The following is a 17,785-nucleotide window of genomic DNA, read 5'->3' as shown; positions in this document are numbered from 1 at the left end:
ATGAGAGTAAAAAAACCGACCAAGTTAGAAGTATTGACTGAAATAGAAAATCAGCTCAATCAGGCCCTGCAGAATTTAGTGCTGTTTAGTATTGAACCAAAAGCCAGCCAGTATCAGTTCATGTTAACTTTTTTTTCGGAAATCAAGGCCCTGGCGGTCGCCCATCATTTCCGCGAATTGGGATACATCTGTCTGAAGAATGAAGAATTTATCAGGCAGAATGAACACCAGCTGTTGCATGAGCGGTCATCCTTTATCAAGTTGGCTAAAGGCTTTGGCGAGATCACCCAGTGTCTGGAAAACCTTCTGGCCGTGGCAACCTGTCAGGAATGTGTCCAGGAAAATTCAGTCTGTCAGCAGGCCCGTGAGCTGATCAGTCAAAATACTCAAAACGACGAAATCAGCAGTCTGGCGCTGGGCCGGGTGCTGGTGCTTGATGATGAGATGCTGGTTTTAAATGTGATCGAAAGCGTGTTGCGTAACCGCGGTTATGACGTCTGGATTACCAGCGATTCCGATCAGGCCCTGGAGATCTTAAGGGCCCGTGAAGCCGATATTCTGATTCTTGATTTAGTCATGCCGGAAAAAAGCGGGATTGAATTTTACCGCGAGTTAAAACAGGAAAAAATAGTCATTCCAACCATTGTCCTGACGGGGTCCGGCAACACGGAAGATCACGTCCTGGCGCTTAAGGAAGGGATTGATGATTTTCTTAAAAAGCCCTTTGAAGCCGACGTGCTGGTTGCAAATGTCGAGAAATTGATCAAAAAAGAGCAAAAACACAAGACCGCCTATTTAAAGGATGTGTTAACCTCGGCCTATACCAGACGTTTTTTTGCCGAGCGATATGCCCAGGAAAAAGCAAAGTATCAGCGTGACGGCAGCGTTTTTTCGGTTGTCTTTATCGACCTCGATCATTTCAAGGAGATCAATGATACCTACGGGCATGTCTTTGGCGATGTAGTGTTAAAGCGTTTCGTGGCGGAATTCAAGGCGAGCTGCCGGCCATCCGATCAGATTTTTCGCTATGGCGGCGATGAGTTCTTATTGCTCTTACCGGAAACTGTTGTAGTCGATGCAGTGAGGATTGTTGAAAGAATCCGCCAGAATTTTCAGCGCATAGCGTTTAATTCGCCAATCAATACGCACGAGGTTCATGTAACCTTCAGTGTCGGCATTACCGAGTTTAATGGCGGCAACAAGACCCTTGAAGATATCCTGGAAGAAGCCGACCGGCAGTTGTATCGCTCCAAGGAGCGGGGCCGGGCGTGTACCAGCTATGTTGACGATGCGATTGAGATTGTTAAGGAAAAGAAACGCGTGTTGATTTGCGACGACTCGTTTACTGTGAGCCGGCTGATTAAAACCCGGCTCACGCGTTTAGGGCTGGAGACGCAAGCGGTTGCGACCGGAAAAGAGGCCCTGGCGCTTTTGGCTGATTTTAAACCGCACTTAATAATCCTGGATATTATTCTACCGGATCTAAATGGGGTTGAAGTGCTAAAAGAAATCCGCCGTATCGAAAAGGAAGAACACGTCAAGGTGATCCTGATCAGTGTTAAAAGTTTAGGGGCCAAGGAGCAGGTGCTAAGCAAATTAGGCTATGATGACTATATCAAAAAACCGATCTCCCTGCAACGGCTTGAGCAAAGTGTCAAGCGATTACTCTAGATTGAGAATCAGTCTCTGATAATTTTCAATGACGTTTACGATAAAAATGCTACTGCTTGTGGTGGTGAGGTTGGTGCTAAACTACCGTAGGGATCCCTAAGTCACAACATGATACATAATTGTCGGTACGGGGTTATCTATTTTAACAGCAAAACAGGCTGCGGTCACGCCCGCAGCCTGTTTTTTTAATTCTCGTCAATATCAAAGAAGCCCAGCCCATCCAGGGCGGCAATGGATTTGTTAAGATAAGTCTCGTTGGTCAGCGGCCAGCGGTGACCGATCCGATAGAGCACTTCGGTGGTAAAGTGGTTTTCGGGGTCAATCGGGTAGATGTGATTAACGGTATCACTGTTTAAATAGACAATCAGCCCGGAAATCGCCGGGGCCACCTCGGCATCGGCCATTCCGGCCCGCAGCGCGGCGTCAAAGTCGGCGTCAGAGACCACCTTGATGGCAAAGCCGTAGGCGTTCATTTCGGCCAGTACATCAGCCATATAGACGGTGTGGTTATTGTAGGGGTGAAACACCGTCAGGTCGCGGTTGGTCTGGGATAGCCTTAAAATCGCCTGGGCGGTCAGATCAATCGGTGAAAACTCAACCGCCTGACTCAGCCCCCCGACGGGGAAGCATTTTAGAATCTTATAGCCCTTGAGCCCCCGCATAAAGCCGTTGTGGAGGAAGTTGATCTGGAACTCGCCGTCGCTGTTGCGGCTCATCAGATTGCCGACCCGCATGATCTTACCGCGCAGGCCGTCCTTGGCGATGGCCGAAAGTACCGCCCGCTCAGCCAGAAACTTGGAGTGGACATAGGCGTTTTCAAGGCTCTGGGAAAAGTAGAGCTCGTTTTCGTTAATCCGTTTCTCCCGGGGAGGGGCGCCATTGATGCCTTCGCCGGCGATGCTGACGGTGGAAACCTGAATCAGCTGCTTGCCGGTTTTCAGGCACAGTGCCACCAGGTTTTCTACCCCCTCGACATTGATTTTCTCAAGCGTATCATCGGCCACAAAATGCTTAACACAGGCGGCGCAGTTAATCACCGTATCGGCCGCTACATCAGATAGCGCCATCACACTATCTAAATTGGTGATATCGCCCTCAACACAGAAGATCCGGCTGCCAAAAAGCTCGGCATAATCGCGGTCAAAATAGTAGACCAGCATCGTTTCAATCCGTTGCTGTAACGACCGGGCCTTGCCCTGACGGATAAAGCAGGTGACGCTGCCGTCATAATGGTCCAGGAATTCCTTTAGGATATGGGCCCCCAGAAAGCCGGTGGCACCGGTTAAAATAATGTCACCCAGCGGGCTGGTGTTAAGGCCGGGGAGACTGTCGGGCGTATTGGCCGCCAGCACTTGCGCCAGCGCCGGGTAGTCAAAGTTTTTAATGCGGTCATTGGGGTCAATTGCTGCGGCGACGTGTTTTTCAACAAAGGCCGCCAATTGCTTGACCGTTTTGTACTCGAACAGGTCAGCGTAGGCCAGCGGGATCTGCAGGCTCAGGCACTTCATCGCCACCTTGGTGGCCGAGATTGAGGTGCCGCCGATGGCAAAGAAATCGTCCAGCACCGAGACGGTTTCCAGTCCCAGGGTGGTGGCGAAAATTTCGGCCAGTTGTTTTTCCAGCGCCGTTTCCGGGGCCAGATAGTCGGCGGTCTTAATCCCGGTTTCCGGCTGGGGCAGGGCTTTTTTATCGACTTTGCCGCCGGGGGTCAGCGGCATCGTGTCAAGCAGGACATAAAAGGTCGGAATCATGTATTCGGGCAGCTGCGAAAGCAGCAGATGGTGCCAGACCTTGGGGTCAAGCGCTTCTTCCGGCCCGGTATAGTAACCGATAATGTACTGGTTGCCGCTTTGCTCAAGCACCGTCACGGCAGTTTCCTTGATGCCCGGGTGGGCCAGCATCGCCCCTTCAATTTCTGACAGCTCAATCCGATAGCCCCGGATCTTAACCTGGGAATCGATCCGGCCGATGTACTCAATCAGGCCGTCACCCCGGCGCCTTACCATATCGCCGGTGCGGTAGAGTACCCCATCATCAGGACCACTGGCAAAGGGACTGGGGACAAAGGCGGCAGCGGTTTTTTCGGACAGGTTGTGATAGCCCCGGGCAATCTGGCGACCGGCATGGCAGAGTTCCCCGGGCATCCCGATCGGCACCGGCACAAGCTGGTCATCGACCACATAAGAGCGGACGTTGATTAGTGACTTGCCAATCGGAATATTGCGGTATTCCTGATCGACATTAAAGAAGGTGGTCTCAACCGTGCTTTCGGTGGGGCCATAGGCATTGACCACCGTGTAGGGCCGGTCATAATAATGCTTAAGCTTTTCGCCACCGACGATGATATGGGTCAGGCTGCAGTCACCAGTCAGGCTGTCAATGATGATTTCGCCCATCTGAGTCGGGAAGATGGCCACGTTGATGGCTTCGTCTTTTAGAATCTGACAGACCTTGATCGCATCCTTGCGGTCATCTTCGGCAAACAGATAGACCAGGGCACCGTTTGCCAGATAGGGGAAGATCCCCAAGACCGAGGCGTCAAAGCAGAAGCTTGAATACTGGGCGCAGCGGGTCTGCTTGGTGACCTGCTGATTGATGGTTTCGTTCATGATCAGATTGCTGAGGTTGGCGTGATCAATCATGACCCCCTTGGGCTTGCCGGTGGAGCCGGAGGTGTAGATCATATAGGCCAGATCTTCGCCCTGGGGTTTGCTGGCCAGCCAGCTTTTATCGGGCTGGGGGTAGCCGTGGGCGGTGACGGCATCCAGATTGATGGTCTGATTGGGGAAAAAGCGGGTCAGGTGCTGGTAGTCGTCGACATAAAGCAAAATATCAGCCGCCGAGTCGGAAAGCATATAGCGCAGCCGGTCTTCCGGGTACTCGGGGTCAAGCGGCACATAGGCGGCGCCAGCCTTCATGGCAGCAATGACGCCAATTAAAAATTCCCGGGTGCGGCCCGACAGGACGCCGACAAAGTCGCCTTTTTTTACCCCGGCGCCAAGCAGCTGCACGGCCAGCGCATCCGAAGCGGCGTCCAGCTGGGCATAGCTGAGGTGGCCCTTGCGGTCGGCCACCGCCGTCTGCCCGGGATAGTGGGCGGCCGCATCCGTAAACAGATCGACAAAGGTATGGCCGTAAAAACGGGGGTCATTGACCATCTCCCGGGGCTCATCAAAGAGCAGCTGTATCTGATTGAGGTCGTCTGTGGTCAGCACCTGTTTTGCGGCCAGTGCCAGATTGGATAGCAGGGCGTTTATCGAGCTGTCCTCGTAGCGGTTACTCTCAAAGGTGGCCCGGAAATAGTAGCGGCCCTGGCGGATTGAGACTTCCACCGAAATGGCGGCAATGACCCCTTCGCTCATCACCTCCAGGGCTTCGGTGGGGAGACCGGCCAGGGTTTCAAACTCAAAGTTATCGCCCTGATAGACAAACATCGCTTCGGCTGAGATGCCAAAGGCCCGGCTGATTTTGGCAAAGGAATAGAGATCGTGATCCATGCTGTCGATCAGCTGATTTTTGGTGGCGGTAAACAGGGCACTGGCCGGGGCATCAAGCCTGCAGGTAACCGGCAGGGTTTTAACGAACATCCCCATCGATCGGGCCGTCCGGGAATCGCTGCGGCCATTGTAGATGGTCGTAAAGACGCTGTGGTTTTTATTCGTGTAGCGGCCCAGCAGGTAACCAAACAGGCCGACAAAAAAGGCGTTGGGGGTGATCTTCTGGGCTTCGCAGTAGTGCTCCACGGCAGAGACTGTAAGCTGATCGGGGATCAGGCTGACAATCCCCAGGGTTTTTTCGCTCTCGCTTTTGTCCGGGCCGGGCAAAAAATGGGTGTCGCAGCCGGAAAACAGGTCGGCAAAATAAGCCTCGGCCTGGGCGTACTCGGCGCTGGCCAGGCGTATTTGTTCGTCCCGGGCGGCGTCAAAAGAGCTGTAGCTTTCCGGCTCCAGTGCTTCCCCGGCGTAGGCCCGGTTAATGTCTTCAATCAAAATTACCAGCGAAGTGCCGTCGCAGATGCTGTGGTGGATATCGATAAAGAAATAGTTGCCGTCTTTGGTCGCAAACAATGAGGCGTTAAAGAGTCGGCCATCAATCAGTTTAAAGGGGGTGACCAGCTTGTCCTTATCCAGATAATCCCGAATCCGCAGGGTAAAGGGGGCCTCATCCCGGCGGCGCTGCATGATTTCGCCATCATCATCCATAAAGAAGCGGGTTTTGAGGTAGGCGTGGGCCGAAATGGCCGTTTCAACGGCAGCTTTAAACCGCGGCAGGTTGACATCGGGATGGAGCTTAAACAAAAAGGGGATATGATACAGCAGCTCATCGGGTTTGGCCATCGATTCGACAAACAAGCCCAGCTGGGTCTGGGTCAGCGGATAGGCCGTCAGTTTGGGGGCATCGTTATCCGGGGTCGTGGCTGCGGTGGCAGTCAGGAAGGTTTCCAGTTTGGCAACCGTGTTATGTTCTTTCAGATCCCGGTTCCGCACCGCTACCCCAAAGATTTGGGACAGCCGGACATTTAAGGTCACGGTGCCAATTGAAGTCAGCCCGGCTTCCTGCAAGTCAGTGGCAATGCCAAACTGATCGTGGCCGAGAATTTTGGCAACGCAGTCAAAGATCTGTTTCTGGGTGGGGTTTTGCGGTGGGGTCAAATCAGTCTGCTGTTTAACCGGCAGCGGCAGCGCCTTTTTATTGACCTTCAGGTTCTGGTTAAGCGGAATGGCCTCTAACTGCATCGTTACCGCCGGGACCATATAGGGCGGCTTTTCGGCTTCGATAAAGGCGTTGAGGGCGGCAACGTCAACTGGGGTATCGGACACCACATAGGCGGCAATGTACTTGACCCCGCTGGGATCATCATAGGCGACGACGGTGGCGTCCTGAATGCCCGGGAACTGGCGGATCACCGCCTCAATTTCGGTCAGTTCGACCCGGAAACCGCGGATCTTGATCTGAGCATCCCGGCGGCCGACAAACTCGATATTGCCATCACTCAGATAGCGGACAATGTCGCCGGTATAATAGATCCGGTCATCAGGGGCGACATCACAAAAGGGGTTGGCGCCAAAGGCAGCGGCAGTGGCCTCGGGGCGGTTTAAGTAGCCCCGGCCGACATGCATCCCGGCAATACAGAGCTCCCCGGGGACGCCAATGGGCAGCTGCCGTTTATAGCGGTCAACCACGTAGGTTTTGAGATTGTCCACGGCCTTACCGATGGGAATATTGTCATAGAGGTTATCCACCTCAAAACACGTGGAAATGACAGCGGTTTCGGTGGGGCCGTAGAGGTTGTGGAAATGGTAGCGGGGTGGGTGGATGGTGGCCAGCTTTTCGCCGCCGGTGGCCAGATGCTTAAGTGAATAATTAGTGATGGTGTCAGCAAACTGGCGGCCCACCTGGGTGGTCATAAAGATGTGGCTGATGCCATTGGCTTCAAAATAGTCATTGAGCCGCAGCAGATCAAGGCGAATCTCATCGGCGATGATGTGCAGGGTTCCGCCCACGGTTAAGACCGGATAGGTGTCCATCATATTGGCGTCAAAACCAAAGCTGGCATAGGCGGCCACCCGGGCGTGTTCATCGAGATCAAGGTAGCGGTTGTACCAGTGGCAGAAACAGACCAGGTTGCGGTGCTCCAGCATCACGCCCTTGGGCACCCCGGTGGAGCCGGAGGTGTAGAGCATCACCATCAGATCCTCAGGCGCAGGGTCACTCAGCACCACAGTGCTGTCTGGCAGATCCTTAATGTCTTTGGTCAGGATCAGCTGACCGCTGTAGTCAGGGATCAGTCCCAGCAGCGCTTCATCGGCAATCAGTAGTCGGGCGCTGGTGTCGCCAATCATAAAGCTCAGCCGCTCGCTGGGGTAGGAGGGATCAAGCGGCTGATAGGCTGCCCCGGCCTTAAGCACGCCAATGGAGGCAATTGTCATCAGCTCGCTTTTGGGCAGCAGAATCGGGATAATATCTTCCCGGCCGATGCCAAAGCTTTTGATGTGTTTGGCCAGTCGGTCGGTGACAGCGTCGAGCTCACGATAGGTAAGTTTGACCTCCTGATAGACCAGGGCAATATTGTCCGGGGTTTTTAAGGCCTGGTTTTTTAACATCGAGACCATCGTCAGGCTGGTGTCGTAGGGAACGGTGGTGTGGTTAAAGGTTTCACAGCGGAGCCGGTCAGCCTCCGAAATCAGGGTAATGGCTGAGAGTTTTGGAGCTGTCAGTAAGCCGCCGATGGTCCGTTCCAACAGATCGGCAAAGCTGAGAATGGTTTCTTTTTTATATAAATCGCTGCGGTAATGCAGGCGTAGCGCAAAGTTGTTGCCTTTGGGGCTGACTACCGCCGCCAGATGGGCGTGGCCGAGGTCCACCGGCTGTTCCGGGTTTTCATTAAAAACAAAACGCAGGTCAGCGGTGAGATTAAGCTCCCGGGATAACTGCGAAAAGGCGCAGCCGCAGTGGCGGCGGGTGGTTGTATCGCTGCAAGAAACAGCCTTAAGGTAGTCGACAATCGACTCGTCTTCATTGATTTTAAGATACAGCGGCAAAATGCCATCGGCGTTGTCACAGGGCTGCAGACAGCAGACACTTTCGTCCTGACCGGTAAACTTGGCCATGCTGTAGGCAAAGGCGGCTAAAAAAAGCACCGGGGCGGTGATCCCGGCGGTAGTCAGCAGTGCATTAATGGTCTCCGGGGCAAAACTCCGGGAAAAATCGCTGCCAATCCAGGCATCAGGGATGGCAGTATGGTTGCTGTTATTGGGATAATCATAAATCAGATTGGAATCAATTTCCAGTCCGCTAAAAATACCAGTGAAATAGCCAAGACTCTCATTGTTGGCAGCTGCGCTGGTGGCAGAAACCTTTGCGTTGTGCGGGGTTTGTTTGTCATTAAGATCATTCATGGGGCAATTATTCCTTCCTGGATGCATAATTTTATGAGTTTCAGCAAAATGTTGGTGCTTTGCTGAGATCGTAAATTTTTTATTGTTATTATACCATAACATTTATTTGGTGAGACTATTTTTTAAATTGAGCACCCGAATCATTATTAAAAACCCCGGCGGAAAGAGACAGCCTTGTTGATTAAAAGTCTGTTCAGGGGTGGGCTATTATGGTAAAATAGAAAAAAGTTTAGTTAAAGTAGTAAAAAAAGCGAAATACATGGGACAAAACAACAAAAATGCATCGACAGCCGCAGTTTGTTAAAGAAGCAGTCCCAATTAAAAAAGGCCAGCAGCAACCGACCGGTGATTGTCCCGGCAAGCAAAGCAATGAAAAGAGGGTACATTTATGGAAAGATCGCAATCAATTACCGCCAATCATCAAATCCGGATGACCATCGTCGGCCTCTGTCTTCTGGGAACGATATTTGTGGCGGTGTATTTTAATTACTTTAAAGGCATTGATGTGGTTTACACCCACCTCTTTTATGTGGTGATTGTGCTAGTCGGTCTCTGGTACAAACGCTACGTGATTCAGGTGGCGATTTTTCTGGGGGGCTTCCACATCATCATGGATTATCTCAGTCAGGGAGCATTCTTGATGGCGCCGATTCTGCGGGCCAGCATCCTGCTGTTTGTCGCCTCGGGGATTTATTTTCTGATCAACCAGTTAGAAAGCAGCCACAAAAATCTCGACCGGGTGATGAAAAGCGTCGGTGATGGCATTATCGTGGTTGATCTGGAGAAGCGGGTGACGCTGCTCAACCGGGTCGCCGAAGAACTGACCGGCTGGTCAAGTGACGAGGCCCAGGGAAAACGGTTCGAGCTGGTTTTTCAGCTGTCCCATGAGAATCCCGAATATCAGGTTTCCAATCCGGTGGATGAGGTCCTAAAAACTGATCACAGCACCGTCTCATCCCACCATGCCGTGATCACCGACCGCCAGGGCCATTGCTTTCATATCGAGGACAGTGCCACCCCGGTAAAAGACGGAGACGGGGCAACCACCGGGGTGGTGCTGATCTTTCGGGATGTTTCCGAGCGGGTGGCGCAAAATAAACGGATTGAATACCTTAGCTACCATGATCACCTGACCGGCCTTTATAACCGCCGCTATTTCGAAGAGGAACTCAAGCGGATCGATGGCCGCCGTCATTTTCCGCTATCGATTATCATGGGCGATATCAACAACTTAAAAATGATCAATGATGCCTTTGGCCACCTGACCGGCGACCAGGTGATCTATGCTGCCGGTAAAATGCTCAAAAAATTCTGTCGCCCCAACGACGTGGCGGCCCGCTGGGGCGGCGATGAATTTGTATTGCTGCTACCAAATACCGATACAGAAACCACCGCCAAAATCGTCGAGCGGATGAACCAGGCTGTGGCCCTGGCCCCGGTTGATCAGGGAATGCTTTCAATGGCCTTTGGCTGGGACACCAAAAAAAATCTGTCCGAAGATGTCCTGGCTGTTTTTAAGAACGCCGAAAACTACATGTATAAACATAAACTACAGATGAAACCCCAGGTTCGGGACACGACCATCCACCTGATTATGGCATCGCTTTATCAGAAATGCGGGGCTGAGAAAAACCATGGCAAGATGGTCAGCCAGTATGCCCGGCAAATTGGAGAGGCCATGGGGCTGGGCGAAAAAGAGCTGGCAGCTCTGGAATGGGCGGCCCGGCTCCATGATATCGGCAAGGTCACCCTGGCCCCGGGCCTGCTCGATAAAACCGGGACCTTGACCCCGGAAGAATGGCTGGCGATTAAACGCCACCCGGAAATAGGTTACCATATTACCAACATTGCCGCCGATATGGTAGAAATTGCCCTAGCCATTCTTAGCCATCACGAATGGTGGGATGGCAGTGGCTACCCCAAGGGTCTGTCTGGCCAAAAAATTCCTCGGCTGGCCCGGATTATCGCCATTGCCGAAGCATATGATGCGATGGTCAGTGACAGGCCCTATCATCCGGCCCTGTCTCCCAGTCAGGCGGTTCATGCCATCGTTCATGGCGCTGGTACCCAATTTGACCCGACTATTGCCGGGGTTTTTGTAAGCAGGGTGCTGACGGAGCAAACGGGATGCGGGCAAAGGCAAATTTAGTCATGTTTACAACAAATATCGAATCGTGAGCTGAAAACGGTTGAAATGGCGTTGTTTTAATAGTATACTAATGTCAGGAAAGTGTTTATCTGAATCGATAAAATCAATTACTAAATCGACAAACTTTGGAGGGAAAAGATGTTAAAAAATTACATGGAGGATGCGGTTGATTCATTTTTACCACACATGCTCAAACAGTATCCGGATATTTGCCGCTGCGAGCTGTGTGTTGAAGATATTAAAGCGATTGCCCTGAACAAGCTAAAACCCGCTTATTTTGTGACTCATGAAGGGCTCTTGTTTTCTAAAATCGATGAAATGACGACCCAACATAAGGCCGATCTGACCAGCGAGCTGACCCGGGCCATTGATATCGTCTCAAAAAATCCCCGTCATCCCAAACAATCATAAACCGCTGCCCAACAATAAAAAGCCAGCATCTCAAACCTCAGGGTCTGAAATGCTGGCTTATTTTGTTTGTGATCCGATACGTTTTATAAATCGAAGGCCTGGGCGGTAGCTGTCACTGCCAGATCCTTGTCTTTTTCGGGAATGATACAACTGATCCGGATTTCGGAGGTGGTAATCATCAGCATCTGGATGTTGTTATCGGCCAGCAGGGAAAAAAACTTGGCGGCGACGCCGGACTGGCTGCGCATCCCGATCCCAACCACTGATAGCTTGGAAACCTGTTCGTTGATAATCACCCCGATGCCAGGGTGTTTGTCCTGAAAAGCGGCCAGAACTTTCTTGGCATCAGCCAGATCGGAAGCCGGGGCGGTAAATGAAATATTGATCAGATCATCGATGGGGGCGCTTTGGCTGATCATATCGATGTTAATGCTTTTGGTGGCAAATTGACTAAAAAACTGGGAGGTGATGTTCCGGTCAAAGGGAACGTCACGGATGGTGATCATAATTTCGTCATTGTCAATGGCCACGCCGGTGATGGATTGTCCTTCCATGTTGTTTTCTCCTTTTGTAATGATGGTGCCGGGAATTTCCAGTTCGCTGGAGGCGACCCAGATGGGGGTATCGTACTTGCTGCCCAACTCAATGGCTCGGGGATGCATGACCCCGGCGCCGAGGCTGGCCATTTCCAGCATTTCTTCGTAAGATACAGTGTCGAGCTTCTTGGCCTGGGGGTAAAGCCGGGGATCAACCCCGTAGATGCCTTCGACATCGGTGTAGATTTCGCAGGGGGCCTCAAGCACACAGGCCAGTGCCACGGCACTTGTGTCCGAGCCACCCCGGCCAAGGGTGGTGACATCATCATTTTCATTGACGCCCTGAAACCCGGCAATAATGACAATTTTATCGTCGTTTAATGATTCTAAAATCTTGGTGGTGTCAATTCCTTCAATCCTGGACTTGGTATGGCGGCCGCTGGTGCGGATGCCGACTTGAGGGCCGGTAAAGGAAATGGCGTCGTGACCCAGGGCTTGCAGGGCCATCGACAGCAGCGAAATGGAAATCTGCTCGCCGGTGGACAAAAGCCGATCCAGCTCCCGCTTGGGGGGGGTGGGGTTGATGTCATAAGCCAGCTTGACCAGATCATCGGTGGTTTTGCCCATGGCGGAAACCACCACAACAACCTGGTGGCCACTTTGTTTTTTGGCAATGATGCGCTTGGCAACATTTATAATCCGTTCGGTGGAACCTACTGAGGTTCCGCCGTATTTCTGCACAACAATATTCATGTGATGAACCTCTAAATCAGTAGCAGCTATGATAAGTCGACTGTTATGTGATCCTTTCTGTTAATGGTGTGGGGGGCGATGTGAAATACCGTACCGATACGATTCTCTGTAATTCTTACACGGAGGTCTTAAGATCGGGGGTTGCATCTTAATACCGTACCGACCAATTATTAATCTGTTGTTCGCTGCGGAATCGGACAGGTTTATCAACCTGTTCGCTCCGATGCGAACAACATGATGTAACAATTGTCGGTACTACTTGGGTATAATACAAAACGTTTCACGATTCAAGGTAAGAATTAAAAACAGTGTTTTCTTGTTAACGGTACTGGTGCGTGCTTTGTTTTTAGGCGCTTACAGCTAGACTCAATTGCCTGGATACGGGTTTCATAATCAATTTCGTAACGTGTAGGCGAACTGGCGATAGCCTGTACGCCGTACAGTGTAGAAATTGCTTTATGAAAACCAGTAGCTAGGCTAACAGTACTTAATATAAGCGCCTTGAGGGCCATGGTCGTCAACTAGTCGTTGACGACCATGGCCATGTCATAGCGGCCAGGGGCCTGGCCGACCAGGAATTGGGCGGCTTTGACAGCGCCTTCGGCAAATACTTTTTTGGACAGGGCAATGTGGTTGACTTCGATGATTTCGTCATTACCGGCAAAGATCACCGAGTGTTCACCCGGGATGGTGCCGCCGCGGATGGCGTGGATGCCCAGCTCGTTGTCGCTGCGTTTGGCATCCCGGCCGTAACGGCCGTAGGTGTAGTCTTTTTTGGTGGCCAGACCGTCGTTGATGGCGTCGGCCAAAAGCAGGGCGGTGCCGCTGGGGGCATCCAGCTTTTTATTGTGGTGCTTCTCAATAATTTCAATGTCAAAGCCTTGCTCCAGTTTGGCAACCATTTCGGTCAGCATCTTGGCAATCAGGTTGATGCCTAATGACAGGTTGGCAGTTTTAAAGACCGGAAATTCCTTGGCCCCTTCATCGATGGCGGCCAGATCGGCCTCAGACAAGCCCGTGGTGGCGATCACAATCGGGATTTTGTGGCTCCGGGCAAAGCCGAAAATCGCCGGGAAGGCCGCAAAGTGAGAAAAATCGATAATTACATCGATCGCCTCGTTACATTTGGTCAGATCATTGTAAACCGGAAAGGGCAGGGTGGTCAGCGCCTGTTGATCAAATCCCGCCACCACCTGGGTATCGGGGTTGGCGGCAATGATCTGCTGCAGGGTGCCACCCATGGCGCCGGAGACACCGCTGAGTAAAATGTTAATCATCAGAGCCTCCTATAATAAGCCGTAGGTTTTTAAATCGGCAGTTAGTTTGGCTTTATTGGTTTCTTCCATCTCAATCAGGGGCAGTCGCATTTCACCGGAATCCAGACCCATCAGGCCCATGGCGGTTTTAACCGGAATCGGGTTGGTTTCATAGAACATTGCCAGGTTAACCAGGTTAGTTTTAAACTGCAGTTCCCGGGCCCGTTCGATATCCCCGGCCATAAAGCTGGCCACCAGCTCATGCATGTCTTCAGGAATAATGTTGGCCGAGACCGAGATCACGCCCTTGCCGCCAACCGCCAGGATCGGCAGAACATGGTCGTCATTACCGCTGTAAATGTCAATGTCATTGCCGCAGACCCGGGCAATTTCAGTAACCTGGCTGATGTCGCCGCTGGCTTCTTTAACCGCCGCCACATTGGGGATCTTGCTCAGCTCTTTAATGGTGGCTACCGAGATGTTCATGCCGGTACGGCTGGGGACATTATAGATGATCACCGGAATCGTGATGGCATTGGCAATGGCCGTGATGTGGGCGATGATGCCCCGTTGGGTCGATTTATTGTAATAGGGGTTGATGATCAGGCAGGCATCAGCACCAGCTTTTTCGGCTTCCTGGGATAGCATGATCGAATAGGCGGTGTCATTACTGCCTGTTCCGGCCACAAAGGGCACCCGGCCGTTGATGTATTTACCGGCATCCCGGAGCAGCGCCAGATGCTCATCATCAGTCAGGGTTGAGGTTTCACCGGTGGTGCCGGCAATCAGAATGGCATCGGTTTTCTTTTCTATCTGCCAGTCAATCAGCTTATGAAAGCGTTCAAAATCAACTTTCCCATCTTTAAACGGGGTCACCAGGGCGACACAGCTTCCTGTAAAAATACTCATTTCAATCTCCTTTGATTTGTGGTTTTATTTTAATATTTAGATTAAATTTCGTTTAGCCAGTTCGAAGGCGATCTGGACGGCGTTTGAGGCGGCCCCTTTGCGGATGTTGTCGGCGACGACCCAGAGGTTTAAGCCGTTGTCGATGCTTTCGTCCCGGCGCAGTCGGCCGACGTAAACTTCATCGGTGTTTTCGGCGGTGCGGGCCAGTGGGTAGACGTTGTTGGCCGGGTCATCCTGGAGAACAATCCCCGGGGCGTCGCTGTAAAGCTTGCGGATGGCATCCAGCTCAAATGGTTTTTTCAGCTCCACGTTGACGCTTTCGCTGTGGCTGTAGAAAACCGGTACTCGGACGGTGGTGGCGGTGATCCGCAGGCTGTCGTCGTGGAGGATTTTCCGGGTTTCGTTGATCATCTTCATTTCTTCCTTGGTGTAGCCGTTGTCCAGGAAAGAATCGATGTGAGGCAGGACGTTATAAGCAATTGGGTGGGGGTAAAAGGCATTATCTTCGCCCTTGATCCCGTTTTCCAGATCGGCATAGCCCTTGACTCCGGAGCCGGAAACCGCCTGGTAGGTGGAATAAACAATCCGGTCGATGCCAAAAGCATCATAGAGCGGTTTTAAAGCCACCACCGCCTGAATGGTGGAGCAGTTGGGATTGGCAATGATGTTTTTGTGCCAGTCCAGATCTTCCGGGTTGACTTCCGGCACCACCAGTGGTACGGTGGGGTCCATCCGGAAAGCGCTGCTGTTGTCAATGACGATGACGCCTTTAGCTGCCGCCACCGGCGAAAAGCGCTCGCTGGTGTCACCACCGGCAGAGAACAGGGCAATATCAATCTCCTGGTCAAAAGCTTCGTCACAAAGCTCCTGAACCACGTAGGGTTTTCCGTTAAAAATAATTTCTTTGCCAGCCGACCGTTTCGATGCCATCGGATACAGGTTCTTGACCGGGAACTTAAGTTCCGCCAGGACCTGAAGCATTTTCTGTCCCACCATCCCAGTGGCGCCAACAACTGCAACATTATAAGATTTCATAGTACCTCCAAAAATTGAAATTATAGTTAATTGCGCAATTTACAACAGCAAAGCTCACCGCAGTATCTCATTTCGCAATTTTCCATTTGAAATTAAAAAAAGCCAGTAACGGGTACCGGCTAAAATACAAAGAAATGCTCAAAAAAAGCTTTCATTGGGTTTTAGATAGCACTCCATCATAAAAATGATGACAGTCTTACTGCTCTTAACAGTAAGCCCAGGAAAACTGGTGGCAAACAATAATCCTTCGGCGAGCTTTCCTTTCACAACGTGTCATCCCATTAGCCATGGTCACCGTCGTTAATCTTAAAGTCCGCACCTCTATCGTAATATTCGATTCTGACTATTGTAACAATTATTCCTGGTGATTTCAAGGGGTATTGACAAAAAAACAAAAAAAGCAACGCATTGATTAAATGCGTTGCTCAGACTATCAAAAAAGATAACCCAGTACCGACATTGTTACATCATGTTGTGACCTAGGGGTCAGACCCTACGCATCGGAGCGGACAACAGATTAACAATTGGTCGGTATGGGAGTTTAGCGACAACCTTAAACTATTTTGTTAAATCAACAGCGTCAATGGCGTCATTAATTGATTTAATCAAGGCATCGACATCAATGCCGTGGGCCAGGGCCCCTTCTTCGATGCTTTCAAAACGTGCTGCCATACAACCGAAGCAATGCATGCCATAAGCCTGGAATACGTTGACAGAATCCGGATATGCGTTAACGGCATCAAGGATGCCCATATCTTTAGTAACTTTCATTTTTTTCACCTCCGCAAAGTGTTAATCTCATTTGACATATCATACATTATAAAACTTAAAAAAAGATTTTACAAGTTAAAAAGAAATAAAAGTCGTTTACTTGCTAAAATTGCAGTCTAAGGTTATAATACTAACATAGGGGAATTTTATAGTAAAGGGGTGGATTATTGTGATAGTTGATAAAGTAATCGTTAATAACAAGGCCGGACTCCATGCAAAACCAGCCTCTCTTTTTGTCCAAAAAGCCAATGAGTTTAAAAGCGAAATCTATATCAAAAAAGAAACAACCCGGGTTAATGCCAAAAGCATTATGGGTGTGATGATTTTAGCTGTTCAAAAAGGTGACGAGATACAAATCGAAGCGAATGGCGATGACGAAAAGCGGGCCATTGAACAATTGAAACAAATGATTGAAAATCGTTTTGATTTTGTGGATGAAGTTTAAGATAATGAAAATCTTTTAAAAACGAAAATTCAGAAACCATAGCCGGATAAAGTATGAATGCAAATTCATGCTTTTCTTTTTTCGGGCAAAACTGGCGTAAGCTCAGTGTTTGATGGTTTGAGTTGCCAAAAGACCATGAATATAAGATAGTATATTTGGAGAACAACATGCGAAAATTACTGATAGCGATATCTTTTTTTACCCGTATCCCGATCAAGCTGGAAGACGTCAGTGCCGAGGAGTTTTATGAATCGATGATTCTGATCCCTCTTGTGGGGGTTTTTATCGGGGTGGTGCTGTATGGGGCGGCCCAGCTGTTTTCACTGATCCACTTTATTCAGCTGCAGGCGCTGCTGATGGTCATTGCCTATATCTGGCTCACCGGCGGTCTTCATCTGGATGGTTTTGCCGATACCACCGATGCCCTGTTCTCGGCCCGGGATCGGGAAAAGATGATGGAAATCATGAAAGACAGCCGCCTTGGAGCCTTTGGCGCCATTGGACTGATCCTGATTATTTTAACCAATTGGATGGCTTATACGATGATTCTGCCGGAATACAGCAGTGCCCTGCTGGTGATGCCGGTGTTTGGTCGAACGATGGCGATCATGTCGACCTGCTTTTCGACCTACGCTCCCGGTGGCGGTGGTTTGGGCAAGCGCTTTGTGGAAATGACCCAGCTCCACCATTTTATCATCTATCTGGTGCTACTACTGGGTTATGCCACCCTGATTCTGGGTCTGCCAGGACTGCTGACAGCGGTGATTTGTCTCTTGCCAGCGCTGCTATTGATGAAAAATCTCCAGCACAAAATCGGCGGGATGACAGGTGACACCATCGGGATGACCATTGAACTTAACCAGACCTTTTTTATGGTGGTCTTTGCAATCATCCTGATTAACTTCCCGGCATATTTCAATCTTTTTAGCGGTTTAATATAAAAAATGTGA

At 50.7% G+C, this 17,785-nt stretch carries 11 protein-coding genes and 1 riboswitch; of the genes, 5 read left to right on the top strand and 6 right to left on the bottom strand.

Translation table 11 applies throughout. The features are described from left to right. Positions 1-1,671, top strand: a complete 1,671-nt coding sequence (locus ACWI_RS15200; RefSeq protein ID WP_070372294.1) for a GGDEF domain-containing response regulator — start codon at positions 1-3, stop codon at positions 1,669-1,671. A gap of 185 nt (positions 1,672-1,856) precedes the next feature. Here ACWI_RS15200 and ACWI_RS15195 read toward each other — a convergent pair whose 3' ends face one another. After that, positions 1,857-8,570, bottom strand: coding sequence for a non-ribosomal peptide synthetase (locus tag ACWI_RS15195; RefSeq protein ID WP_070372293.1), 6,714 nt, complete (start codon positions 8,568-8,570; stop codon positions 1,857-1,859). Between the two features lie 388 nt (positions 8,571-8,958). Between ACWI_RS15195 and ACWI_RS15190 the strand changes: the two genes are divergently transcribed. Together ACWI_RS15190 and ACWI_RS15185 are read left to right on the top strand one after the other, a co-directional pair. Continuing rightward, on the top strand, positions 8,959-10,719 hold the full coding sequence (locus tag ACWI_RS15190) for a diguanylate cyclase (protein WP_070372292.1): 1,761 nt from the start codon (positions 8,959-8,961) through the stop codon (positions 10,717-10,719). A 138-nt stretch (positions 10,720-10,857) separates the two neighbouring features. After that, complete coding sequence (locus ACWI_RS15185) at positions 10,858-11,130, top strand: late competence development ComFB family protein (protein WP_070372291.1); 273 nt, start codon at positions 10,858-10,860, stop codon at positions 11,128-11,130. Between the two features lie 83 nt (positions 11,131-11,213). Here ACWI_RS15185 and ACWI_RS15180 read toward each other — a convergent pair whose 3' ends face one another. The 5 genes from ACWI_RS15180 to ACWI_RS15160 all read right to left on the bottom strand — a co-directional run bounded on the left by ACWI_RS15180 (position 11,214) and on the right by ACWI_RS15160 (position 16,390). Beyond that, positions 11,214-12,419, bottom strand: coding sequence for an aspartate kinase (locus ACWI_RS15180; protein WP_070372290.1), 1,206 nt, complete (start codon positions 12,417-12,419; stop codon positions 11,214-11,216). A gap of 521 nt (positions 12,420-12,940) precedes the next feature. Continuing rightward, positions 12,941-13,696 (bottom strand): 4-hydroxy-tetrahydrodipicolinate reductase, encoded by a 756-nt coding sequence (gene dapB, locus ACWI_RS15175; protein WP_070372289.1) that lies wholly within the window; start codon positions 13,694-13,696, stop codon positions 12,941-12,943. A gap of 9 nt (positions 13,697-13,705) precedes the next feature. Beyond that, entirely contained in the window at positions 13,706-14,584 is an 879-nt protein-coding gene (dapA, locus tag ACWI_RS15170) for a 4-hydroxy-tetrahydrodipicolinate synthase (protein WP_070372288.1), read from the bottom strand. A gap of 36 nt (positions 14,585-14,620) precedes the next feature. Then, positions 14,621-15,619 (bottom strand): aspartate-semialdehyde dehydrogenase, encoded by a 999-nt coding sequence (locus ACWI_RS15165; RefSeq protein WP_070372287.1) that lies wholly within the window; start codon positions 15,617-15,619, stop codon positions 14,621-14,623. A gap of 158 nt (positions 15,620-15,777) precedes the next feature. After that, positions 15,778-15,951, bottom strand: a riboswitch (Lysine riboswitch). A 226-nt stretch (positions 15,952-16,177) separates the two neighbouring features. Further along, the gene (locus ACWI_RS15160; RefSeq protein WP_070372286.1) at positions 16,178-16,390 is read right to left on the bottom strand and encodes a DUF1858 domain-containing protein; all 213 of its coding nucleotides are present in this window, start codon (positions 16,388-16,390) and stop codon (positions 16,178-16,180) included. A 169-nt stretch (positions 16,391-16,559) separates the two neighbouring features. Here ACWI_RS15160 and ACWI_RS15155 point away from each other — a divergent pair, with 169 nt between their 5' ends. Together ACWI_RS15155 and cobS are read left to right on the top strand one after the other, a co-directional pair. Then, positions 16,560-16,835 carry an HPr family phosphocarrier protein gene (locus ACWI_RS15155; RefSeq protein WP_070372285.1) on the top strand — a complete coding sequence of 92 codons (276 nt, stop codon included), beginning with the start codon at positions 16,560-16,562 and terminating at the stop codon, positions 16,833-16,835. A 167-nt stretch (positions 16,836-17,002) separates the two neighbouring features. Beyond that, positions 17,003-17,776 (top strand): adenosylcobinamide-GDP ribazoletransferase, encoded by a 774-nt coding sequence (gene cobS / locus ACWI_RS15150; protein ID WP_070372284.1) that lies wholly within the window; start codon positions 17,003-17,005, stop codon positions 17,774-17,776. The last annotated feature ends 9 nt before the right edge of the window (positions 17,777-17,785 follow it).

Source organism: Acetobacterium wieringae, assembly GCF_001766835.1.
Classification (GTDB): Bacteria; Bacillota; Clostridia; order Eubacteriales; family Eubacteriaceae; genus Acetobacterium; species Acetobacterium wieringae.
The sequence above is the reverse complement of the archived record's forward strand: the minus strand, read 5'-3'. Positions and strand labels throughout refer to the sequence as shown.